The sequence below is a fragment of the Fodinicola feengrottensis genome (genome assembly GCF_010993775.1).
In the GTDB taxonomy this organism is placed as follows: domain Bacteria; phylum Actinomycetota; class Actinomycetes; order Mycobacteriales; family HKI-0501; genus Fodinicola; species Fodinicola feengrottensis.
The window spans coordinates 141361-162443 of sequence record NZ_WOTO01000005.1 but is presented as its reverse complement, the minus strand read 5'-3'; the positions used below and the strand labels follow the sequence as shown (position 1 = coordinate 162443).

Here is a 21083-nt window from a genome sequence, read left to right as displayed (position 1 = left end):
GATGCGTGACGCGGTCCAGGAACTGCCCAGCGCGTACCCGATCGGGGCGCAGCTGCCGGCCGTCTATCTGGAGGACGAGTTCACCCAGCGGATCACCGACGCGCTGGACGCGGTTCTCGCGCCGGTGTTCTCGGTGCTCGACTGTTTCGCCATGTACATCGACCCGCGGCTCGCGCCGCCGGACTTCCTGGACTGGCTGTCCGAGTGGGTGGCACTGCGGCTGGACGAGGGATGGAGCCCGGCCCAGCGCCGGACCCTGGTCACCCACGCGGTCCAGCTACACCGGTGGCGGGGCACCGCACACGGCCTGTCTACGATTACCAAGCTGCTGACCGGTGGTCAGGTGGAGATCGCCGACTCCGGCGGGGTGTCGATCTCCGAGACGGCCGGCTCGGCTTTGCCCGGCTCGTCGCCGGCGCAGGCGATCGTACGGGTAAAAGTGCCGGATCCGGACAAGATTGACCTCCGCCGACTAAAGTCAGCGGTTATCGAGACGATCCCGGCGCACGTTGCGGTCCGGGTCGAGGTGTTGTCGTCAAGCCAGCCGCAGAGCGGCGGCACGAGCACTGAGGGTGCTTCTGGATGATCGTATGCAAGACCTGCGGAGAGCAGAACGAGAACGAAGCTCGCTTCTGCGCGAACTGCAGCTCCTTCCTCGAATGGGACGGCCAGGCGGTGCCGACCGGGCCGGTCCCGGTGCACCTGCTGGACCGTACGCAGCCTGACCAGGGCACCGCGCCGGGCGCTGGGGCGCCGGCCGTTCCCGGTGCGCCACCGGGCGAGCGGCCGCCGATCCAGCCGACCACGGTGATCAACGTGCCGCGGGAGATGCTGAACCGGCCAAGCCGTGGCCTGTCCGGCACCACGCCGACGATGCCACCGCCGCCCCCCACACCCGCCGCCGCCGCCTCCGGGCGGTTATCCGCCTCCGCCGACCGCCCCGTCGGCTGGCGGCTATCAGCCGTATCCGCAGCAGCCACCAGCGCCGCCGCAGCCGTACCAGCCGTATCCGCAGCCAGCGGCGCGTCCCGCTGCCGGCCCGCAGGCCCAGCAGCCGGGGCGGGCCGGCAGCCCTCGGACGAGCAGACCCGGCGGCGCCGCCGGCCCGCTTCCTCGAGCACCCCACAGCCAGGCGTCGCGCCTGGTGAGATCCCCTGCCGGGTGTGTGGCACCGGCAACCCGCCGGATCGCCAGTTCTGCCGGACCTGCGGCACGTCCACAGTGGACAACGTGGCCCCCCGCCACCGGAACGGGTCGGTTTCTGGCGCCGGCTGTTCGGCGGCGGCGACCGGACCGTGGAGGCCGGCACCCGGCACAACCGGGTCCGCCAGCCCCTGCACCTGATCCGGCCGATCGTCATCCTGGTGATCATCATCGCTCTGCTGATCGTCGGCTTCGGACCGGCCCGGCCGGCCATCGTGGAGGGCGTCAACCTCGCCCGCGACCGCTTCGCCACCAAGTCAACGGTGTCCCCGGTGACTTGGACAGCATCGTCGAGCTACTCGGCGACGAACGGTCCGAAGATGGCGGTCGACGGTGGCGCCAACACCTTCTGGGCACCCCAGAAGAGTGCGAACCTCGGTCGCGGCGAGTGGGTCCAGATGGACTTCAACCCGCCCATCGGGCGACTGCTGCAGATCTCCATCGCCAACGGAGAATCGCAGCAAATTGCCGCGTACAAGGCCGGTGGCCGCATCGGCATCCTCACGGTGACAGTCAAGGACCAAAGCGGAAACTCAACCGACAAGACGATCAACTTGACCGATACCCAGATCATCCAACAGTTCTCGGTCACCGGTAACAACATCGCGAGTATCAGATTCACCATCGTCGATCCTATTTCGGCCAACGATGACAAACCGATCGCCATGAACGAGATCAATTTCTATCAGGACAACTCCCGGCAACCGGGTCGGTAGCAAGACGAGAACTGGGCATCTCCCGATGGGAGGTGCCCAGTTTTTGTTGCGTCAGGCGGGTTCGGCGATGCAGGCGGTGCCGATCCGGCGGAATCCCACGGTCGCGTAGACGCGGGCGATTTCCTCGCTGCCGGCGGACAGGAACACCAGCCGGGCACCGGTTTGGTACGCCTGCCGGGCCAGTGCCGCGGTGACCGCGGCGGCCAGCCCGCGCCGACGGGCGGCCGGCAGCGTACCGACGCCGACCACCTCGGCAACCTCCCCCGCTCGTTGGGTGGCACCGCCGCCCAACACACCCTCGGTCGCACTTTCGGCCAGCACGTGAACGCGCAGGCCGGCGGCCATCAACTCGAGGTCGGTCTGGCTCGTACGACGACCATCGGGCACTGCTTCGTCGCGCTCGGCGGCGTACCAGCCGCGCCGGTTTCGGTGCCGGGGTTGCCAAAAGCGACACCAAGCGCGGCCCGCAGCTGTACGAGGTCGTCCTGGACCGCTGGATCGGCCGCGTCAAGCAACCGGATGGTCGCGTTTTTTTTCGGCGCCAGGTCTGACAAACGCTCCGGCTCGCAGACCATCAGCGGGGCCCGCAGGACAGCCAGCCCAGCGGCCTCGGCGAGGTCAAGCAGGCCCGGAGTGGTCTGGTGCACCCACTCGAAAAGCCTCCGGCACACCGAGCGCGCGCTGCCTCGCTCGTACGACATCGAGGTCCGCACGGGTCGGCGACGCGCCGAGCACCGGCCGGGCGTAGAGCGGATACGCGCCCTCGTCCCGCTGCACGAACAGGGCCAGCCCACCATGCACCTCGACAGTCGCCTGCTGCCGGGGCACCGCGTCGTAGAAATTCTCAAGCTCGACGAAGAGGTCAGTGGTAGTCATCGCGGTCGACGCTAACCCACGTTGACCTGCGGCGCAGCACCTTTTTCCCGGCGCAGCAGCTCGAAACTGACCACCGCGGCGGCGGTCGACACGTTCAGCGACTCAACGTCGCCGGCCATCGGGATCCGCACCCAGCGGCCCACGTACGGCCGAACCTCCGCGCCGAGGCCGTGCGTTTCGCCGCCCAGCACGAAAACCATCCGCTCCCCGAACTCGGCGTGGAACAGCGACTCGGCGCCGTCGGAGTCCAGACCGACCAGCACGTACCCGGCCTCGGTCAGGCTTTCGGCGGCCTCCACCGCGCTGCCGCAGCGCAGCAGAGGTGCCCGGAAAACGATGCCGGCGGAGGCCTTCACCACCAGGGGACCCAGGCTCGCGACCCCGTGCCGCGGGATGATGATCCCGTCGATGCCGGCCGCGGTGGCGGCCCGGATGATCATGCCGACGTTGGCCGGCGTGGTGATCCCGTCGAGCAGCAGCAGCTTGCGCGGCTGCTCGCGGTAGCTCTCGTTCAGCGCCGCCGCGAGCGTCCGCATCTTTGGTGCCAGCACGTCCGCCAGCACGCCCTGATCCTGCTTGCCGTTGCCCGCGAGCCGCTTGATCCGGTCCGCGTCCACCCTGCGTACGGGCACGTTGGCGGCCTTGGCGGCGGCCAGGATGTCGGTCACCGACTCGCCGCGGGCCTGCTGCGCGAGCAGCACCTTGTCGACCGTCAGCCGCTGGTCGCGAAGCGCCTCGATCACCGGCTTGCGCCCGTACACCGTCAGGAACCGGTCCCCTCGGCGACTCGTCTGAGGTCATCGGGTCAGCATCCCAGGGTCAGCTCAAGTGCGGGCCGATCAGGGTCAGGTCGGCCGGGCCAAGCCGGTGGAAGCCGTCCGGGGAGGCGGACCGGTCGGACTGCGCGATGCCGAGCTGGTGCCAGTACGGATAAAGCAGCCGCGGCCGGCTGACCCGCTCCAAGCGGTCCACCTCGGCCGCGCTGAGGTCGAGGTCGGCGGCCGCGAGGTTGTCGGCGAGCTGTTCGGCCGTACGCGCGCGCGATGATCACCGACGACACCGCCGGCCGGGTCAGCAGCCAGGCGATCGCCACCTGGGCGGCCGAGACCTGGTGCGCCTCGCCGACCTCGACCAGCACGTCGACGATGTCGTAGAGCGCGTTCTCGTCCGGCACCGGCGGCTCACCCCAGTCGCCCAGGTGACGGCCCTGCGACGGCTGGGTGTCGCGGCGGTATTTGCCGGACAGCAGCCCGCCGGCCAGCGGGCTCCACACCAGGATGCCCAGGCCCTGGTCGACGGCGGCCGGCACCAGCTCGTACTCGGCCTCCCGGCACTGCAGGGTGTAGTGGATCTGTTCGCTGACAAACCGCGCCCAACCGTGCCGCTCTGAGACGCCCAACGCCTTGAGCAGGTGCCATCCGGAGTAGTTGGAGGCACCCACGTACCGCACCTTGCCGCTGGTGACGAGATGGTCGAGCGCGGCCAGCGTCTCCTCCAGCGGCGTGACGCCGTCCCACTCGTGCAGCTGGTAAAGGTCGAGGTGGTCGGTGCCGAGCCGGGTCAGGCTCGCCTCGGCCTGGTTGATGATGTGGTGCCGGGACAGCCCCACGTCATTGGCCCCACGGCCCATCGCGAACCGGACTTTGCTGGCGACCAACACCGCATCCCGCTTGCCGGCGATCGCTTTTCCTACATATTCCTCGGAAACACCGCTGGAGTACATGTTCGCGGTGTCGATCAGGTTGCCGCCGGCGGCCAGATACTGGTCGACCCGGCTGGCTTCCGCAGCATCGGTCTGCCCGATCGCGGAAAACCCGCCCTTGCCACCAAAGGTCATCGTCCCCATCGTCAGGGTGGAAACGCGAAGGCCAGAGTTTCCCAGTTGTCGATAGCGCATAAATCCACCGTACGGCGTGCCGGCTGGCCACGCAGAATACGGTGTCCCTTCCCACTCCCGTCGTGCGACGATGCGATTCATGACCCTCGCCGCGCTGCTGGCTTTCGCTGGTACGACCCTGCTGCTGGTGCTCACGCCGGGACTGGACTCGATGCTGGTCATCCGGCACAGCGTGGCCGGCGGCATCCGCGCCGGCCTGGCCACCATCGCCGGCACGCTGGCCGGCACGGCCCTGTGGGCAGCCGCGAGTGTGGCTGGTCTCACCGCCCTGCTGACCGCTTCCCCGGTGGCGTACGACGCGGTCCGCATCGGCGGCGCCGGCTATTTGATCTGGATGGGCGTCTCGGCTCTCTACAAGTCTTTCCGGGCCGGCAAGTCCACAGTGGACGATGCCGCCGATCAGCCGCTGCGCCCGCTGCGGGCGCTTCGCCGCGGCATCGTCACCAACGTGCTGAACCCCAAGGTTGGCGTCTTTTTCATCAGCCTGTTGCCGCAGTTCCTGCCCACCACCGGAAACAACACCGGCTGGGCGGCACTGCTGGTCGGCATTCACCTCGGTCTGTGCGCCGCCTGGTATCCGGTGCTCGCGGTGGTCGGCGACCGTGCCCGTACGATCCTGCGCCAGGCCCGTTTCCGCCGCATCCTGGACCGAGTGACCGCCGGCGTGCTGGTCGGCCTCGGCCTCAAACTCGCCCTCCAAAGCGGCTGACGGAGCGGGCTTCGGTGAGCGGGCGGCTGTCCTGTCACAGCCGCAGATTTCGGGTGGATGCCCTATGCCTTCTTGGTCTTGCCGAACGCAGCGCGCAGCTGTGGACCGCGGACCATCACGGCGACCCCGATCAGCGGCAGGACGCTGATGCCCTGCATGACGGCGGCGTACCCGGTCGGGCACATGCCGGGGATCAGATCGACGCCGATGACGGCGATCGGCATGATCGAGGTCACGGTCCGCAGTCGCTCAAAGCTCTTTTGGTTGTCCTGAGCGGCTTGGCTCGCCCAGTGGACCAGCAGCGGCGCGACCGCGAGCAGAATGCCGCCGCGGATCCGCATGAAAGCGCTCGCTGGCTGGTCCACGAAGAAGGTAAGCGCCGCGGCCGCGCCAAGGACGATCGCGCTGACCACGCCGTACAGCGTGATGGACTTCTTGACGGGTGTCAAAAGTCTCACGGGTCCGGGAGTCGTCGACCTCGATCGTGGTGTTGAACATTTCGTTTCTCCTCAAGTCGTTGTTGTAGTGACAACGCTAGGAAGAACGAGGTCGACACGGAATCCGTCTGGACCCCCAAGGGGGGGGTCCAGACCCACTCTGACCCATGGCTATGGCTTGTTCACGCCAGCCAGAAAAGTGGCGGTGGTTTCGTCGGCGGGCAGGAATGGAATCTCCAGTTTCAGCTCCGCGATGGTGACATCCACGGCGGTGGCGAAGGTCGTGACGGTGGTCATCAGCCGCAGCTCGTGGTCGCCGGATCGCAGCCGCAGCGGCACCGCGAAACCGAGATGGTCCGCGGTGATGGGCAGACTCGGCACGTACGGCCGAAGTTCGGCAACCAGCTCCGCCATTCGCCCGTCCGGGTCGTGGACGCTGGCCTGGTCGAGGCGTTCCACGACGTGCCTGGCCCACTCGGCGAAGTTGACGATCCGCGGTGCCATTCCGTTGGGGTGCAACGCGATTCGGTAAGCGTTCGCCGGTTTTTCCAGCAATGCCGGTGCGACGCCTTCGGTCAGTACGCTGAATGCTTTGTTCGTCGCGACAATGCCGCCATAGCGGTCCACCACGATCGCCGGATAGGGCAGGTGGCCGGCCAGCACGTGGTCGAGCGCGGTCCGTACGGCGGCGAGGCGCGGGTCGTCGAGGTCGGTCTGCGGGTAGACGGGTGCGAAACCGGCGGCCAGCAGGAGCTCGTTGCGGTCCCGCAGCGGCAACTGGAGCGACTCGGCCAGCCGTACGACCATGCCGCGGCCGGGCATCGACCGGCCGCTTTCCATGAAGCTCACATGCCGCTGGGTCGTGCCGGCCCGGAGGGCCAGCTCCAACTGGCTCACCCGGCGGTCGGTACGCCGTGACCGGAGCGCCCGCGGAAAAATTCCATTCCCCAGTTGTAGCCCCGGCCGGGCCTGCTGACCATTCCCTGCCGGGAATTGCCGGCATTCCGCCGCGGCGGCAGGCTTCCCGGCATGACGAACGACTTGCGCACAGGTATCGTGCTGCCGACCCGGCAGGCCCAGTGGACCGACCTTTCTGACGCCCGCCAGCTGGTCTCTTTCGCTCAGGAGGCGGAAAAAATCGGGTTCGACTCGGTCTGGTCCAACGACACCCTGATCAATCCGGGCATCGAGGCGCTGACGTTGCTGGCGGCGCTGGCCCCAGCGACGACGAGCGGGTGACGCTCGGCACCGCGGCGCTGCTTCCCGCGCTGCGGCGGCCAGTCCAGGCAGCGCAGACCATCGCGTCCATCGACCTACTGTCCGGCGGCGACCGGCTGGTGCTCGCGGTCGGCGCCGGCTTTCCGGGCCGGTCCGAACCGGAGTTCGCGGTCTCCGACGTGAGGTGGCGGACCCGTTTTTTCCCAGCTGGACGACACCGTACGGCTCTGGCGGCAGCTGTGGTCCGGTGCCGGCCGCCCGGATTTTGCCGGCAGAGTCCTGCATTTTGATGATCTGCCCGCCGGGCTCACCTCGGCCACCCCTGGTGGGCCGCCGCTGTGGCTCGGTGGCGCGACCCCGGCCGCGGTACGCCGGACTGGACGGCTTTATGACGGGTGGCTCCCCTATCCGCCCGATCCGGCCGACTACCGCACCGGGCTCGCGGCCGTACGAACAGCGGCCAGCGAGGCCGGGCGCCTCGCCGATGACGTCACGCCCGCATTGTTTGTCACTGTCCTGGTGGACGAGGACCGGGAACGTGGGCTGCGGACACTGGACCAGTACTGCCTCAAAAACTACGGCAGGCCGCTGGCCGTCATCGGGACGATCCAGCTCGCGGTGACCGGATCACCGGACGAGATCGTGGCACAGTTGCGGCCGTACGTCGACGCCGGCGCCCGCCACCTGGTCTGCCGGATCGGCGCGCTTGACGTGAAAGCGCAATGGGAACAGTTGGAACCCATCGCCGCCCTGCCGCTCTGATTCCGTCAGGAAAAACTCGGTAGGGACAGTAATCGCGCCGACCACGCCAGTGCGACCGCCAGCCGCTGCCGCCGCAGGTCGAACAATGCCGGATTGCTCTCCCGGGCCGGCGTGAGCAGCGGCTGCTGGCCGGCAATCAATGCGGCGTGGCCGGCCGCGTGAGGCCCTTGGCGACTCTCCGGCGGCGGGCCGCCCTCGGCATGCAGAGCGACCAGCCAGAGATGGCGGTCGAGCCACGGATCCCCTATCGCGCTGACGCCCAGTCGACCAGCACGAGACGGCCAGCATCCGCCCAGAGGTTGGCCGCGCGTACGTCCCGGTGGATCAGCTGGTCACCCTCGACCGGCGCGTCCTGCGCGGCGGCCCGCACTGCGCCGAGATGGGCATCCAGCCACCCGGAGGAGCAAATGTCCAGGCGCAGCAAGCGTTGTGGGTCCGCCGCGATCACGTCCCACGGATTGACCGCCGCGCGCAGTCGCGGAATTTTCGTTGACGCCGGCGAGCTGTGCACCTGGTCGAGCAGTTTTTTTTCCGTCGCGTCGACCAGATCGGGAGTCCAGGCACGCACCCATCCCTGCGGCGACAGGCTTTCCAGTGCGAGCAGCGGAACCGGCTCGCGGGAGGTCGCCAGCACGCGCGGCAGATATGGCCTGCTTCCCAACGATTCGTACACGTCCAGCTCAGCGTTGAGCTCCGTACGGGCGGCCGGGTTGGCTGCCTTGACGAACACCGAGCCACCCCCGGCACGGTCCGCGATGCGACATACCGCCCCGGTGTGTCCGCCAGTCACCGGCCGCAGCCTGGTGAGTTCCGCACCCAGCGCGCCTCCAGCGAGGTCGCGGAGGTCTTTGTCGGTCAGCAAAACCGTGGTCGGCGGCCGGCCGGACAGCCGGGAAAGCAACAAGTCGACCACAGGCTCGTTGGCCCGCCGGACCGCCTCCCGGGACTCCGGATCCGGCCCGCCGAGCGACTCGGTGACCAGCCGGTAAACCAGCGCACGCAACAACAACTGGTCGATGCCGGGCTCGTCGGCCAGCTCGTCCAGAATCGCCGCCGGCGCCTGCGACCAGACCAGCAGGTCCACTGCCGCAACTGCCAGCGCGAAGCCGGCCGGCCGCCAGTACGGCGAAAAATCGATCACCGCCGGCGGCTGCTCGGCCGCGAACAAGACGTTGCCGGCGATGTCTCCGTGCACCAGCTGGCTGGGCAGACCAATCGGGTGTTCCGCGTCCTGCAGAGCGGTCACCAGCTCCGCGAGCTCCGGTGCCACCTCTACGGTCGTCTCGCCCCAGGCCACCCGGTCGGCGACGGCCCACCGGTTGCGCCCGCGGCCCAGCCAGCGCGGTGCCGCGACACCGTCCAGGGCAGCGTGAAAGGCGCGGCGGGGTGGCGACCAGCGCAGGCCATCGGGCCAGCGGCGCCGGCTCGCCGGCGACCCTGGTCCAGGCCGCCCAGCTGTCCACGATCCACGACCCGTCGGCGGACCGAATCGGCCGGGGCACCCGAAAACCGGGGCCAGTCAGGTTGGCGAACACGCTGGCCTGCCACGCTCCGACCACTGGGTGATGGCCGGGCTTGAGGAGCACGTCGCCGATCTGCCAGCAGTTGCCGCCACCGCCTGGCAGCCGCCGGGCCACCCCGGAAACCCCAAAAGCGGCGCGTACGTCGGAAGGCGGTTCGTCAGTCATCGGCACCACACTCTTGCCCGACACGCGCCCCGTCAACCGAATAAGGCGCTCAGAGCTGGTAAGCGTCCCCGCTCGCCGGCCGGCACCAGGTCGACGTAGTCGGGGTGTTTGGCGATCCAGCCGCGGATGAACGGGCAGTCCGGCAGCACCCCGAGGCCCCGCTCGCGGGCCGCGTCCAGGGCCGTACGAGCGAGTTGGCCTCCGACGCCTTTGCCGCCGAAGGCCGACTCCACCTGAGTGTGGGTGAAGGTGATCCGGTCGCCGGCCAGCACATATTGCGCGAAGCCGGCGAGGCTATCTCCGTCGTACGCCTCGAAACGACTCTTCGCAGGGTTGTCGACAACCTTTATTTCCACGACATCTCCTCACTCGCCTCTAGCCGGGTCCGCAGCTCGGCGAGCCGGGCGCGATAGCGCTCGACGTTGGCCAGCTTGATGTGTTCGTAGCCGCGGATCAGGTCCGGCAGGGCGGCGATCTCGACCGCGACCGGGTGCCCGCCTGAGCCGAGGTGCTGCAGCGACTCCTGGACGGCCTGGCGATACTCGGTGATCAGCTCGCGCTCCACTTTCGTACGTGTGCATAGCCGAAAACGTCGAGCGGGGTGCCGCGAAGCCTGCGCATTGCCCGCAGCACGGTGAAAGCCGGCTTCGCGGTGGCGCCGAGGCTGATTTTCCGTTTCATGCCAAGGGCCCGCAGGATGGGTGGGTGCAGTTTGTACACGTACCGAGCGCCCGCACCAAAACGTGCCTTCACGTCCCGGTCCACTGCCGGATCCAGCGACAGGCGGGCCACCTCGTACTCGTCTTTGTACGCCATCAGCTTGAAAAGTTGCCGGGCGACCGTCTCGGTCAGCTCGGTCGAGCCGGTCGGTTCCTCGGCCTTGCGTACCTTTTCCACGAAGTCCACATAGGACTGTGCGTAGGCCGCATTCTGATACGAGGCCAGCTCTGGTACCCGGATCGCCAGGATCTCGGACAAAGTCAGCGCCGCGGCCGAAACGGATTCCGTTGGGTTCAGCGAATCCACTGTGACCCGCAACGCGGCCGGGTCGGCAACCGCCTGCCGGCCGCGCCGGAAGGCCTGCAGGTTGGCTTCCACCTTAACGCCATTGAGGGCGATCGCTTCTTCGAGCGCGGACGCTGGAAGAGGCAGGCAACCCGCCTGGAAAGCGGCGCCAATCAACAGAATGTTGGCGAACTGGTCGTCGCCGAACAGCGACTCGGCGAGCCCACGGGCGTCCACGAAAACGCCACTGCCGGCTCTGCTGGCCTCCCCGATCCGGGCCAGCACGCCATCCGGATCGGGGAAGGAGGTGGCCGTGTCGAGGATCATTTTTCCGGTCGGTACGCGGGTGGTCGACACCACCGCGACCGTCCTTTGTGGACCAGCGGCGGCCAGGTTTCGCGCGTCCGCGGCGACCAGCAGGTCCGCGCCGAGGTAGAGATCGCATTCGCCGGCGGCCAGTTTGTGCGCGACCTGGACCGGTTCGCGGCTGATTTTCAGGTCCGAGACGACCGCGCCGCCCTTCTGCGCCAACCCGAGCTGATCCAGGCCACGGACGTGCCGGCCGGCGATCACCGCGGCGGCACCGAGCACCTGGGAGAGGGTGACCACACCAGTGCCGCCCACCCCGGTGATCCGCATGCTGAAGTTTTCCTCGGGCACCTGCAAAACCGGCTCCGGGAGCGAGTCGGCGAGGTCAGGTGCGACCGGTTTTGCCGTACGAGCACCGGGTTCCACGGTCAGGAAGGACGGGCAGTCGCCGGCCAGACACGAATAGTCCTTGTTGCAGGACGGTTGGTGGATCTGGGTTTTCCGGCCGAACTCGGTCTCCACTGGTTGCACGGACATGCAGTTCGACTTGTCCCCGCAGTCGCCACAGCCCTCACAAACGCGCTCATTGATCATCACCCGAGTGCTCGGCTCCGGCGCCAACCCGCGTTTGCGTTTGCGGCGCAGCTCGGTCGCGCATTCCTGGTCGTGGATCAGAACCGTGACGCCCGGCACCGCGGCGAGAGTCTCCTGCGCCTGCGCGATCCGCTCCCCCGGCGCCACACCTGGACACCGTCCGGGGCAGCGCGACTCGTCGGTAGTCTTTTGGCTCCCCTGTGCTGATAATGATCCGTTTGACACCCTCGGCGAGCAACATCCGGGTGATCTCCGGCACCGACCGCAGGCCGATCGCCTGCTGGCCACCGGTCATCGCGACCGCGGAGTTGTAGAGCAGTTTGTACGTGACATTCACCCGCGCGGCCACGGTGGCCCGCAGGGCGAGGCTGCCCGAGTGGTGGAAGGTGCCGTCGCCGAGATTCTGCAGAAGGTGTTGGCGCTCCAGGAAAGGCGCCATCCCGATCCACTGCGCGCCCTCGCCGCCCATCTGGGTGACGCCAACGATCTCGCCAAAACGGCTGGAGCCGGCCGGGCCGTCGTGGTCCATCAACAAAACCATCGCATGGCAGCCGATGCCGGCCCCGACCAAGGAGCCCTCCGGCGCCCTGGTGGAGGTGTTGTGCGGGCAGCCAGAACAGTAGAACGGCGTACGCGCCAGCAGTGGCAACGAAATCCGCTTCCGGCGCGGCTTCGCCCGGTCGAGCCACGCTCGTACGGACGGAAAGTCGCCGTGCGCGAGCAGCCGGCCAGCGATCGCCTGGGCGATGATGTCCGGGTCCAGTTCACCGGACCGCGCCAACATGACCTGACCATCCGGGGTGACCTTCCCGGTGACCAGCGGCGCGCCGGCCCGACCGTACAACCGGTCCTTGACCGCGGCCTCGATGAACGACCGTTTCTCTTCCACCACCACGATCTCGGCCAGCCCGGCGGCGAACGAGTCCACAATGGACGGCTCGAGCGGGTGCACCATGCCCAGTTCCAGCAGCCGGACGCCCCGGCGGCCCAGCTCGGCGTCGTCCAGGCCGAGTTGGCGCAGCGCCTGCCGCAGATCGAGATATGTCTTGCCAGCGGCCACCAGACCGACCCGGTCATCATCGGCCGTACGAACGGTGATGCGGTTGAGGTCGTTGGCCACCGCGTATCGGCGGGCCAACTCCAGGCGGGCGCCGAAAAGAGTCGCCTCCAACCCATCCAGGAACGGCCTGACCAAGCGACCGTCCGGCTGGTGCCTATACGGCTTGCCGTCGATCTCCAGGTCCGGGATGACCGGCACGATCCGGTCCGGGTGGACCTGCGCGGTGGCCCGAGCCGTCGGCCACGTTGGTGGCCACCTTGACCGCCACCCACAGGCCGCTGACCCGGGACATCGCGACCGCGTGCTGGCCGAGGTCGAGCACGCCCTGCGGATCGGCCGGCGACAGCACCGGCATGCCCAGGTCGGCCAGCGCCATCTCCGAGCTGCTCGGCACGGTCGACGACTTCGCCACCGCGTCGTCGCCGACCAGCGCCAGCGCGCCGCCGTCGGGGTGCGCTCCGATCAGGTTTGCGTGCCGAAGCGCGTCGCCGGCCCGGTCCAGGCCCGGCGCCTTGCCGTACCAATAGCCGGTGACCCCGGCAAATTTCAGGCCTTCGACGGTGCCGGCGACCTGGCTGCCCAGCACCGCGGTGGCCGCCAGCTCCTCGTTGACGCCCGGCTGGAAGACCACCTGCTGCTCGGCCAGCAACCGGCCCTGCCGCTGTAACTCCAAGTCATAGCCGGCGAGCGGGGACCCTTCGTACCCGGAGACGAAAGCCGCCGTGTTCCGGTCAGCGCGCGCGTCCGCTCGGCGTACGTCCAGCGGTAACCGCACCAACGCCTGGACTCCGGTCAGGTAGACCAACCCGTCGGTCCGCGAATACCGCTCGTCCAGCAGGCGTCCAGCCACCCCACACCTCCGTTTGGACCATCTCCCTGCACCCTAACCTGGGAAATCACCCACCTCACCGGCACGCGTGCCCAGGACGTGCCGGGCGTTCCGGACAATGAAACGCGGGTGGCACAGCTCGGTAACGTTTTTAGCGATAAACCACCAGGGCCTTGTAGGTGATCTTCGTCACTGGTAATGCTTTTCCCACCTTCCTTCTCGCGATCGGAGCCACCATGGCCAAGATCTCCCGTCGCCATCTCCTCACCGGATCAGCAGCACTCGGGGCCGGCGTCGTCGGCACCCTGGTCTTCACCGAATCGGCCCACGCCACCCCGGCGGCCGTGCCCGGTCACGCCAAGATCATGAGCGTCGTCCAACACACCGGAAACAAGGCGCAGGTTTCCGCCAATGGCAGCACCGAAACCGTCGCTGTCCACGGCTTCCCGGCCGGGTGGCAGCTGCGCCCCGGCGACCTGGTGCTCGTCAGCGGCGCCGCGAGCACCACGCCCAACACGGCGTTTCCGCTGGTCACCAGGCTTGTCGGCAGCGTACAAAGGAGTTCCGGGCAGGTCCGGGTTTCCTCCGCCGCGATCGAGCTCCGGCCGCAGACCATCCAACAGAGCGCCGCCGTCGGCGACCAGAACGTGCGCGGCCCGAAATACGAGGCGTACGTCATCGAGAACAGCCGCGACACCACGCTCGCTTGCGTGGCCCTGCGGCCGACGACGTTCTAGTGGCACTCCTGTCGATCCTGGTCACGATCGCGACCGCCGGCGTTCTTACCTGGGCAGGCTTGGAAAAGGTACGGACGAACGAGGATTTCCGGATCACTCTCACGGCTCTGGGCCTGCCGGTCCCAGCAGTGTGGATGGCCGCGTACGCGATGCCGACGGCCGAGCTGGCGACGGCCGCCGGCCTCGTGCTGCTGCCTGACCAATCGTGGCCGCGGGTCGCGCTGGCGGCCCTGGGCATCATTTTCGCGGCCGCTGGCGGTCTTGCGCTGCGGCTCGGACGGCCGGTCGCCTGCTCGTGCCTCGGCGCGACGGCGGCGGCACACTCGGCTGGCGGCAGGTCGCCCTGTTGCCCGGGTGGCTCGCCGCCGCTGCCTTGCTTCAATGGCAACCAGTGGCCTGGACCTGGCAAGACGGCGTGCAATACCTAGCCGCTGTGGTGGTCGTGCTCGGCGCGGTCCGCGGCGCCGCGGTCGTACGAGCGTGGCGGTCCGCGGCCGGAGACCGCACGGCCATCGCCGAGGCATCGGTCGTTCAGCGGCCGATTTTCGACACCAGCCCCACGGACGGAGTCACCGAATGACCATTGCCCTGTCCGTCGCGGTCGTCATCCTCGGAGCCCTGCTGTTCGTGCTGCTGGGATCCCAGGTCGAGATGTACCGCGACATCGCCCAGCTTCGTGACCTGAGCGGCCTGATCGACCGGCCGCTGAAGGTTGACGTGAGCGCCGCAGTAGGTGCGCGGCCAAGCGCGTACGGGCTGCCCGCCGCACTGGACACCGTCGACGCCGGCCTCGTGCTGTTCCTGTCCGACAAGTGCGCGACCTGCCGGACCATCGCCACCTCACTCGGCAGCCAGTTCCCGGCCGACCTGTGGGTGGTGCTCGACCCGGCCAACCCGCGCAAGGACTCCGAAATCAAGGTCAACTATCCGCTGGAGCAAGAAAAAGTCACGGTGGATCACAGCCGAGAGATCAGCGCTTCGGTCGGGGTGACACTGACCCCCCCGCGATCGTCGTGCTGGACGGCCGGATCGTCCGAGAGCCGCCACCGTGCCCTCCACCCGGCAGCTCACCGAAACGCTGCGCACGCTGCGCGGCGACCCGACTGTCGAAGCACCACCTGGAGCAGAACTTCCGTTGGTTTCCGCGGCATCGAGGAAGGACCACCCATGACCGAGCAGACGATCACCAAAACCATCGAGTCGCCCGCCAAGGTGGTCCGCGAGAACGCGCGCGGGGCGGGGGGTACTGGGCATGCTCGGCGCCGGCGGAATGGCCCTGGTCGGCGGGCTCGCGGGCGTACTGGCGACCGCCGAGCCGGCCGCCGCCGACTGCCAGGGCTCGCCGTGCTGCCACCTCGCCAGATGTAACAAGTGTGCCGGCAGCTGCTGGAACTGGGGCTGCCCCGGCGGCTACACCCGGCAGCAGTATTGGGGCTGCGTGGCCGGCAGCCGGCCAATCTGGTGCGGCGAATGCACGACGTCCACGAGTACGTGCTGGAGCGGCACCTTCTACTGCTCGATCTGGTGGGATGACAACGCCTGCTACGACGCGCTGGTCGCAGCCGTCGCCGTGCTGGCGATGACCGCCGGATTCGCGCAGCTTTTCAGCCCCTGAGGCACTTCTTTCGTCGGAATGATCCGGCCACTGGTACGCCCGGTGGCCGGACCGGCGACCTCCCTCGGGCAGGGAGGACCCCAGCGGCACGGCTTCTGGCTGCGCCCGATCGGTGCGCTGGCGACAGGTTTCCTGCTGTCCGCCGCAGTGATTTTCGCCCTGACGCTGGGAATTGGCGCCGCTGTCGGAGTGCCCCTGGTGCCCTCGACCTTCCGGCTTCTCGGTGCGGTCGCGCTGGTTCTGGTGCTGTGCGGCTTCGAAATCGCGGCACTGCGGGGAAAGACCGTGTGCCGGCTGAGTTGGCGCCGGCAGACCCCGAAAAAAAAACCTGATTTACAAGTACGGCCCGGTACGCGGCCCACTGCTGTGGGGCCTGGACACCGGTCTGACCGTGACGACCTTCCGGATCTCGGCGGCCACCTGGGCCACCCTGGCCTCGCGCTGCTGCAACTCGCCCCGGTCTGGACCGGAGTCGCGTACGGGATCGGCTTCGCGGCCCCGCTCGCGGCCGCCACCGTTCTGCCGCGCTGGCGACCACCGCTGGCCGACGGCACGATCCACGAGCCGCACTGGATCGCGGTCGCGCTGTCCCGCCGGTTGTGGGTCCCGCAGGCGATCAACCTCGTGGTGATGGTCGCCGTGCTCGCCCTGATCGTGAACCGTATGTTCTAACCCGGCGGCAGGTGCTCGTACGCCCAGATGGAGAGCTGTCGCATGATCGGGATCAGCGCCAGGCCGTGATCGGTCAGCTCGTACGACACCGACACCGGCGGGCCCTCGGCGACCTTGCGGGTGATCAGCCCCATGCCCGCGAGGTCCGACAGCCGGTCGGACAGCACCGAGTCACTGACCCCGTCGATGGCCCGCGACAGCTCACGAAAGCCGGCCGGGCCGGCCATAAGGCAGCCCAAAACGACCCCACTCCAACGCTGCCGAGGACACTGAACGCGCGCGAAAGCTCAATGTCGGCGCGCGTACACGCGACCGGCGGATGCACGGGCTGTTCCACGTCCACAGAAAAGATACTAGCTCGATCGCTGTCACTTCGAAATTCCTAGCTGCTAGTCTTGGCGTTGGCACTTTTGAATGACGAGTATGGAGGCAGCAGTTGACCGAGAACAGGCCGAGCATCGTCGTGTTGGGCGGCGGCTATGCCGGGATCAAGGTGGCCAAGGCTCTCGACGAGGTCGCCGACGTGACCCTCGTCGACCCGACCGACGCGTTCGTACACAATGTCGCCGCATTGCGCGCGCTCGTCGACCCGCCATGGCTGGACAAGATTTTCCTGCCGTACGAACGACTTCTGAAGCAGGGTCGGTTCATTCAGGACCGCGCCACCGCGGTCGAGGGTCGGCGGGTGACGCTCGGTTCCGGTGCGGTGTTGGAGCCGGACTACCTGGTGCTGGCCACCGGTTCGGGCTACCCGTTCCCGGCCAAGAGCAACGAGCCGGACACCACCACCGCGCACGCGCAGTTCCGCGATGCACACCAGGCGCTGCGAGAAGCCGGACGGGTGCTGATCATCGGCGCCGGGCCGACCGGCCTGGAGCTGGCCGGCGAAATCAAGGCGTACTTTCCGGACAAACACCTCACCATCGCCGACGGGGCCAACGACATCCTGCCCGGCCCGTTCCATCAGGCACTGCGTGACGAGCTCCGCGACCAGGTGACCGCCCTCGGCATCGACCTCCGTTTGGGCGTACGACTAACCGAACTGCCAGCCGCCCCACCCGCCACCGCCGCACCCATCGCGGTCGCCACCGAAGACGGCCAGAAGCTCACCGCCGACATCTGGTTCCGCGCCTTCGGGGTCACCCCGCGGTCGGACTACCTGCGCGGCCCGCTCGCCGAAGCCCGAGACGCCGACGGCTACCTGCGAGTCGACGAATACCTGCGCCTCACCGACCGCGTCTTCGCCGTCGGCGACATCAGCGCCGCCGACCGCAACATGGCCTCGGTCGCCGGCCACCAAGCCACTTTCCTGGTGGCCCACCTGCAAGCCCTCATCGCCGGCGAAGGCGACCTGCCCACGTACGAACCAGCCCCCGTCGGCATCGCCGTGCCCCTCGGCCCCGACGGCGGCGCCGGCCAGTTCCCCGGCTCCCCCCCGACATCGTCGGCCCCACCGTCGTTTCCGAGGTGAAGGGTCGCCACCTGCGAGTAGAGCCAACGGCCGCCCTCTTCGACGCCTAGACCATCAGAAATCCATTTCCGGTGCCGCGGCGGCGGCGTCCTTGTCCGGGATTTCGGCCACGACCACCTCAGTGGTGAGGAAAAGGGCCGCGATCGATGCCGCGTTACGCAGCGCGGACCGGGTCACCTTTGCCGGGTCGATGACTCCGGCGGCGAAGAGGTCCTCGTACGCACCGGTCGCCGCGTTGAGGCCGTGGCCGGGTGGCAGCGACTTGACCCGGTCCGATACGACACCACCTTCCATGCCGGCGTTGGTCGCGATCTGCCGCAGCGGCGCTTCGACGGCTAGCCGTACGATCGCCGCACCGGTCGCCTCGTCGCCTTCCAGGCCCGTCGGGATCGCCTGCGCTGCCTGTAAAAGCGCCACTCCGCCGCCAGCCACGACACCCTCCTCGACGGCGGCTTTGGCGTTGCGTACGGCGTCCTCAATGCGGTGCTTGCGTTCCTTCAACTCCACCTCGGTGGCCGCGCCGACCTTGATGACGGCCACCCCGCCGGCGAGTTTGGCCAGTCTTTCCTGGAGTTTCTCCCGGTCGTAGTCGGAGTCGCTGCGGTCGATCTCGGCCCGGATCTGTTGCACCCGACCGGAAATCTGGGCGGTGTCGCCGGCGCCGTCAACGATGGTGGTCTCGTCCTTGGTGATCACGGCTTTGCGAGCACGGCCCAGCAAAGCCAGGTCAGCGGTCTCCAGCTTCAGCCCGACTTCCTCGCTGATCACCTGGCCACCGGTGAGGATCGCGAGATCGGCCAGCATGGCCTTGCGCCGGTCGCCGAAACCGGGGGCTTTCACCGCGACAGAACGGAAAGTGCCCTTCAGCTTGTTCACGATCAGGGTCGGCAGCGCCTCGCCGTCAACGTCCTCGGCCACGATCAACAGCGGCTTGCCGGCCTGCATCACCTTCTCCAGCAGTGGCAGCAGATCCTTGACCGTGGAGATCTTCGCGTCGGTGACCAGCACGTACGGGTCATCGAGCGCGGCCTCCATCCGCTCGGAGTCGGTGACGAAATGCGGGGCCAGATATCCCTTGTCGAAGCGCATTCCCTCGGTGAGTTCCAGCTCCAGCCCGAAAGTGTTGCTCTCCTCGACGGTGACGACGCCCTCCTTGCCGACTTTGTCCAGCGCCTCGGCAATCAGCTCGCCAATGGCCGGGTCGGCGGCCGAAATCGAGGCGGTGGCGGCGATCTGGTCGCGGGTTTCGACCTCCCGAGCCATCGCGAGCAGCTCAGCGGTCACCGCGTCGACGGCTTTTTCGATGCCTCGCTTGAGACCCAGCGGGTTCGCGCCGGCGGCCACGTTGCGCAGGCCTTCACGTACGAGCGCCTGCGCCAAAACTGTCGCCGTGGGTGTGCCGTCGCCAGCCACGTCGTCAGTCTTCTTGGCCACCTCCTTCACCAACTCGGCACCGATTTTCTCGTACGGATCGGAAAGCTCGATCTCGCGCGCGATGCTTACGCCGTCGTTGGTGATGGTCGGCGCGCCCCATTTCTTCTCCAGTACGACGTTGCGCCCACGCGGTCCAAGCGTCACCTTCACCGCGTCCGCGAGGATATTCATGCCGCGTTCGAGGCCGCGCCGGGCCTCCTCGTCGAACGCGATCTTCTTGGCGGTCATCAACTGTCCCCTTCGTTGGTCGGCTTCGCATTGGCACTCGCCGCGGTCGAGTGCCAACACCCACCATACACAAAAATTGCGTGCACGCATCAATGCGTACACGCATTTTCTTGCTAGAGTGGTCGCCATGAGACCGCTGACAACGAAGCCGGCCTGGTGTTCCAGAAACACGGCAACCTCGTCCTCGTCACCGCCGAGGACAACCCTGACCTGGGATTACGTGACCGCAAGAAGGCGGCGACCCGAGAGGCGCTCGGTGCCGCCGCATTGCGGCTCGCGCTTACCAACGGGCCGGAGAACGTACGGGTGAACGACATCGCCGATGCCGTCGGCGTCTCCCCACGCACGTACAACAACTATTTCCACAGCACGCTGCACGCGATCTGCGTCGCGCTCGCAGCCGACCGCGCGCTGCGGGTCGGCCAGGCGGTGCGGACCCGGCCGGCCGACGAACCCCTGCTCACCGTGGTGACCGAGGCCATCGTCAAGCAATATGCCGGCGACGCCGAGCCGACCAAGGAAACCGTCGCACTGATCACGTCGGCGCCGGCTTTGACCAGTGAGTACGCGAAAACCGTTGGGGCACTGGAATATCCGCTGGCAGCCGCGATTCAAGCCCGGACCGGACCCGGGCCGATGCCGGCGGTGGTGGCCGCCGCGGTGTCCGCGGCGGCCCGGGTGGCCACCGAGAACTGGCTCCAGGATGAGGAAACTCGGCCGTTCGAGGCTGTACTGCGGGAGTCGCTGGCGATCGTCGCACCCATCCTTTTGGCGGCGGACGTTAGGCCGGGGTAAGAGCGGGGTGGCTGGCGATCCGGTCCCCCATCCGTTCCACGAATCGCCCCAGCTCATCGGCGTTGTCGTGGGCTTTTCTTGGCGGGACAACGATAAGCCGGTCGACTCCGAGTTCCGCGTACGCGTCGATGAGCTTGTCATCGAGGGGCACCTGAGTGGGGGGAGTCACCGAGATCTCGATCTCGCCCATCCCCGCCGGCCTTTCGTTGTCCGCCGCGGCTTTGCGGAGTCCGTCCAGGGCTGTCTGGGTGCGCTCCGGACTGAGCTCCCAGCCGTACCAGCCGTCGGCCTGCCGGACCGTACGGTCGAAAACACGCTGAACATGCCCACCGAAATGCAGCGGCGGGCCGCCAGCGCGCAGCGGTCCGGGCTCGGCTCGTACGCCCTCATAACTCACATGTTTGCTGGAGAAACTCCGGTCTCCGGCCCAGATCGCCCGCATCGCGTCGAGATAGTCCGCCGTACGATCCCCGCGGTCCGCCATCGAGGCGCCCAGCGCGTCGAATTCCGGCTGCAAATAGCCGACTCCAGCGCCGAACATGAAGCGGCCACCGCTGATCCGGTCCAGCGACACAATCTGTTTCGCCAGCATCAGCGGATGATGCAGCGGGACGACGGTGAGACCGCTGCCCAGCCGCAGTTTCCGGGTGTGCGCAGCGACATTCGCCAGTGCGATAAACGGATCCAACATCGGGGTGTCCGCTTCGGGCCCACGCCCGACTCCCGGCTCCGGAAGGACGTAATGCTCGCCGGTCCACACACTCTCCCACCCGGCCGCCTCGGCGGCAGTGGCCGCCGCGACCGCCACCGACGGGTCAGTGGCGCAGA

Annotated in this window: 32 protein-coding genes and 1 pseudogene; 16 read left to right on the top strand and 17 right to left on the bottom strand. The window is 68.0% G+C overall.

The annotated features are described in order from the left end of the window. Position 1 precedes the first annotated feature (1 nt). Genes GNX96_RS06375 through GNX96_RS06365 form a run of 3 tightly spaced genes read left to right on the top strand, consistent with a single transcriptional unit; the run spans position 2 to position 1919 of the window. A complete protein-coding gene (locus GNX96_RS06375; protein WP_163567370.1) occupies positions 2-586 on the top strand; it encodes a phage tail protein in 585 nt (194 codons plus the stop codon). Beyond that, positions 583-1344: a hypothetical protein gene (locus GNX96_RS06370; protein ID WP_163567369.1), complete on the top strand. Its 762-nt coding sequence runs from the start codon at positions 583-585 to the stop codon at positions 1342-1344. Before GNX96_RS06375 ends, GNX96_RS06370 begins: the two co-directional genes overlap by 4 nt. Further along, positions 1296-1919, top strand: a complete 624-nt coding sequence (locus GNX96_RS06365) for a discoidin domain-containing protein (protein WP_163567368.1) — start codon at positions 1296-1298, stop codon at positions 1917-1919. Before GNX96_RS06370 ends, GNX96_RS06365 begins: the two co-directional genes overlap by 49 nt. 51 nt (positions 1920-1970) lie before the next feature. Here GNX96_RS06365 and GNX96_RS49355 read toward each other — a convergent pair whose 3' ends face one another. The 5 genes from GNX96_RS49355 to GNX96_RS06350 are packed head-to-tail and all read right to left on the bottom strand — an operon-like array spanning position 1971 to position 4692. Beyond that, positions 1971-2306, bottom strand: a complete 336-nt coding sequence (locus GNX96_RS49355; RefSeq protein ID WP_279579541.1) for a GNAT family N-acetyltransferase — start codon at positions 2304-2306, stop codon at positions 1971-1973. Beyond that, positions 2264-2566 carry a hypothetical protein gene (locus GNX96_RS49350; protein ID WP_279579540.1) on the bottom strand — a complete coding sequence of 101 codons (303 nt, stop codon included), beginning with the start codon at positions 2564-2566 and terminating at the stop codon, positions 2264-2266. The genes GNX96_RS49355 and GNX96_RS49350 overlap by 43 nt, the downstream gene beginning before the upstream one ends. Beyond that, the gene (locus GNX96_RS49345) at positions 2538-2795 is read right to left on the bottom strand and encodes a hypothetical protein (protein WP_279579539.1); all 258 of its coding nucleotides are present in this window, start codon (positions 2793-2795) and stop codon (positions 2538-2540) included. Before GNX96_RS49345 ends, GNX96_RS49350 begins: the two co-directional genes overlap by 29 nt. Before the next feature lie 11 nt (positions 2796-2806). Further along, complete coding sequence (locus tag GNX96_RS06355) at positions 2807-3556, bottom strand: TrmH family RNA methyltransferase (protein ID WP_279579538.1); 750 nt, start codon at positions 3554-3556, stop codon at positions 2807-2809. 44 nt (positions 3557-3600) lie between these two features. Beyond that, the gene (locus tag GNX96_RS06350) at positions 3601-4692 is read right to left on the bottom strand and encodes an aldo/keto reductase (RefSeq protein WP_279579537.1); all 1092 of its coding nucleotides are present in this window, start codon (positions 4690-4692) and stop codon (positions 3601-3603) included. 79 nt (positions 4693-4771) lie between these two features. Here GNX96_RS06350 and GNX96_RS06345 point away from each other — a divergent pair, with 79 nt between their 5' ends. Next, on the top strand, positions 4772-5401 hold the full coding sequence (locus GNX96_RS06345) for a LysE family translocator (protein ID WP_163567367.1): 630 nt from the start codon (positions 4772-4774) through the stop codon (positions 5399-5401). Between the two features lie 62 nt (positions 5402-5463). On the opposite strand, the gene GNX96_RS06340 is transcribed toward GNX96_RS06345, so the two are convergent. Both GNX96_RS06340 and GNX96_RS06335 read right to left on the bottom strand, forming a co-directional pair. Continuing rightward, the gene (locus GNX96_RS06340) at positions 5464-5859 is read right to left on the bottom strand and encodes a hypothetical protein (RefSeq protein ID WP_163567366.1); all 396 of its coding nucleotides are present in this window, start codon (positions 5857-5859) and stop codon (positions 5464-5466) included. 150 nt (positions 5860-6009) lie between these two features. Continuing rightward, positions 6010-6777 (bottom strand): helix-turn-helix domain-containing protein, encoded by a 768-nt coding sequence (locus GNX96_RS06335; RefSeq protein ID WP_313885598.1) that lies wholly within the window; start codon positions 6775-6777, stop codon positions 6010-6012. A gap of 90 nt (positions 6778-6867) precedes the next feature. On the opposite strand from GNX96_RS06335, the gene GNX96_RS49340 reads away from it, so the two are divergent. From GNX96_RS49340 to GNX96_RS49330, 3 genes are read left to right on the top strand one after another with little or no spacing between them, the layout of a single operon-like run. Then, on the top strand, positions 6868-7077 hold the full coding sequence (locus GNX96_RS49340; RefSeq protein ID WP_279579536.1) for an LLM class flavin-dependent oxidoreductase: 210 nt from the start codon (positions 6868-6870) through the stop codon (positions 7075-7077). Beyond that, the gene (locus GNX96_RS49335; RefSeq protein WP_279579535.1) at positions 7074-7346 is read left to right on the top strand and encodes an LLM class flavin-dependent oxidoreductase; all 273 of its coding nucleotides are present in this window, start codon (positions 7074-7076) and stop codon (positions 7344-7346) included. The genes GNX96_RS49340 and GNX96_RS49335 overlap by 4 nt, the downstream gene beginning before the upstream one ends. Next, on the top strand, positions 7264-7818 hold the full coding sequence (locus tag GNX96_RS49330; RefSeq protein WP_313885597.1) for an LLM class flavin-dependent oxidoreductase: 555 nt from the start codon (positions 7264-7266) through the stop codon (positions 7816-7818). Before GNX96_RS49335 ends, GNX96_RS49330 begins: the two co-directional genes overlap by 83 nt. A 5-nt stretch (positions 7819-7823) precedes the next feature. Here the strand turns inward: GNX96_RS49330 and GNX96_RS49325 are convergent, their stop codons facing one another. Both GNX96_RS49325 and GNX96_RS06325 read right to left on the bottom strand, forming a co-directional pair. Next, entirely contained in the window at positions 7824-7958 is a 135-nt protein-coding gene (locus GNX96_RS49325; protein ID WP_279579534.1) for a hypothetical protein, read from the bottom strand. 104 nt (positions 7959-8062) lie between these two features. Further along, on the bottom strand, positions 8063-9115 hold the full coding sequence (locus GNX96_RS06325; RefSeq protein WP_279579533.1) for a hypothetical protein: 1053 nt from the start codon (positions 9113-9115) through the stop codon (positions 8063-8065). An 89-nt stretch (positions 9116-9204) separates the two neighbouring features. Here GNX96_RS06325 and GNX96_RS06320 point away from each other — a divergent pair, with 89 nt between their 5' ends. After that, positions 9205-9384, top strand: coding sequence for a hypothetical protein (locus tag GNX96_RS06320; protein ID WP_163567364.1), 180 nt, complete (start codon positions 9205-9207; stop codon positions 9382-9384). Positions 9385-9538: 154 nt separating this feature from the next. Here the strand turns inward: GNX96_RS06320 and GNX96_RS06315 are convergent, their stop codons facing one another. The 5 genes and pseudogenes from GNX96_RS06315 to GNX96_RS60885 form a co-directional block, all read right to left on the bottom strand. Continuing rightward, positions 9539-9862, bottom strand: coding sequence for a GNAT family N-acetyltransferase (locus tag GNX96_RS06315; RefSeq protein ID WP_163567363.1), 324 nt, complete (start codon positions 9860-9862; stop codon positions 9539-9541). After that, positions 9853-10125: pseudogene (locus GNX96_RS60900) on the bottom strand (DUF6537 domain-containing protein); the annotation flags it as partial. The gene GNX96_RS06315 and the pseudogene GNX96_RS60900, both read right to left, overlap by 10 nt. Beyond that, positions 10056-11150 (bottom strand): DUF6537 domain-containing protein, encoded by a 1095-nt coding sequence (locus GNX96_RS60895; protein WP_313885596.1) that lies wholly within the window; start codon positions 11148-11150, stop codon positions 10056-10058. The gene GNX96_RS60895 and the pseudogene GNX96_RS60900, both read right to left, overlap by 70 nt. Positions 11151-11403: 253 nt before the next feature. After that, complete coding sequence (locus GNX96_RS60890; protein WP_313885588.1) at positions 11404-12672, bottom strand: thiamine pyrophosphate-dependent enzyme; 1269 nt, start codon at positions 12670-12672, stop codon at positions 11404-11406. After that, on the bottom strand, positions 12629-13324 hold the full coding sequence (locus tag GNX96_RS60885; RefSeq protein WP_313885587.1) for a hypothetical protein: 696 nt from the start codon (positions 13322-13324) through the stop codon (positions 12629-12631). The genes GNX96_RS60890 and GNX96_RS60885 overlap by 44 nt, the downstream gene beginning before the upstream one ends. A 215-nt stretch (positions 13325-13539) precedes the next feature. Between GNX96_RS60885 and GNX96_RS06305 the strand changes: the two genes are divergently transcribed. Genes GNX96_RS06305 through GNX96_RS06285 form a run of 6 tightly spaced genes read left to right on the top strand, consistent with a single transcriptional unit; the run spans position 13540 to position 16327 of the window. Next, a complete protein-coding gene (locus GNX96_RS06305) occupies positions 13540-14040 on the top strand; it encodes a twin-arginine translocation signal domain-containing protein (RefSeq protein WP_163567362.1) in 501 nt (166 codons plus the stop codon). Continuing rightward, positions 14040-14468 (top strand): MauE/DoxX family redox-associated membrane protein, encoded by a 429-nt coding sequence (locus GNX96_RS06300; RefSeq protein ID WP_279579532.1) that lies wholly within the window; start codon positions 14040-14042, stop codon positions 14466-14468. The genes GNX96_RS06305 and GNX96_RS06300 overlap by 1 nt, the downstream gene beginning before the upstream one ends. Before the next feature lie 14 nt (positions 14469-14482). Next, positions 14483-14620, top strand: coding sequence for a hypothetical protein (locus GNX96_RS49320; RefSeq protein WP_279579531.1), 138 nt, complete (start codon positions 14483-14485; stop codon positions 14618-14620). Continuing rightward, positions 14617-15408 carry a hypothetical protein gene (locus GNX96_RS06295; protein WP_279579530.1) on the top strand — a complete coding sequence of 264 codons (792 nt, stop codon included), beginning with the start codon at positions 14617-14619 and terminating at the stop codon, positions 15406-15408. The genes GNX96_RS49320 and GNX96_RS06295 overlap by 4 nt, the downstream gene beginning before the upstream one ends. Beyond that, positions 15311-15655, top strand: a complete 345-nt coding sequence (locus GNX96_RS06290; protein WP_279579529.1) for a hypothetical protein — start codon at positions 15311-15313, stop codon at positions 15653-15655. Before GNX96_RS06295 ends, GNX96_RS06290 begins: the two co-directional genes overlap by 98 nt. Positions 15656-15673: 18 nt before the next feature. Beyond that, positions 15674-16327 (top strand): hypothetical protein, encoded by a 654-nt coding sequence (locus tag GNX96_RS06285; protein WP_163567360.1) that lies wholly within the window; start codon positions 15674-15676, stop codon positions 16325-16327. Here the strand turns inward: GNX96_RS06285 and GNX96_RS06280 are convergent. Further along, positions 16324-16566, bottom strand: coding sequence for a winged helix-turn-helix transcriptional regulator (locus GNX96_RS06280; RefSeq protein WP_313885586.1), 243 nt, complete (start codon positions 16564-16566; stop codon positions 16324-16326). The two genes, GNX96_RS06285 and GNX96_RS06280, sit on opposite strands and share 4 nt — an antisense overlap. A gap of 197 nt (positions 16567-16763) precedes the next feature. Between GNX96_RS06280 and GNX96_RS06275 the strand changes: the two genes are divergently transcribed. Beyond that, positions 16764-17798 carry an NAD(P)/FAD-dependent oxidoreductase gene (locus tag GNX96_RS06275; RefSeq protein ID WP_279579528.1) on the top strand — a complete coding sequence of 345 codons (1035 nt, stop codon included), beginning with the start codon at positions 16764-16766 and terminating at the stop codon, positions 17796-17798. Positions 17799-17852: 54 nt separating this feature from the next. On the opposite strand, the gene groL is transcribed toward GNX96_RS06275, so the two are convergent. After that, positions 17853-19460, bottom strand: a complete 1608-nt coding sequence (gene groL, locus GNX96_RS06270) for a chaperonin GroEL (protein WP_163567358.1) — start codon at positions 19458-19460, stop codon at positions 17853-17855. Between the two features lie 156 nt (positions 19461-19616). Between groL and GNX96_RS06265 the strand changes: the two genes are divergently transcribed. Then, the gene (locus GNX96_RS06265) at positions 19617-20255 is read left to right on the top strand and encodes a TetR/AcrR family transcriptional regulator (RefSeq protein ID WP_163567357.1); all 639 of its coding nucleotides are present in this window, start codon (positions 19617-19619) and stop codon (positions 20253-20255) included. Here GNX96_RS06265 and GNX96_RS06260 read toward each other — a convergent pair. After that, the gene (locus tag GNX96_RS06260) at positions 20242-21063 is read right to left on the bottom strand and encodes a TIGR03619 family F420-dependent LLM class oxidoreductase (RefSeq protein ID WP_163567356.1); all 822 of its coding nucleotides are present in this window, start codon (positions 21061-21063) and stop codon (positions 20242-20244) included. The two genes, GNX96_RS06265 and GNX96_RS06260, sit on opposite strands and share 14 nt — an antisense overlap. Positions 21064-21083 lie beyond the last annotated feature (20 nt).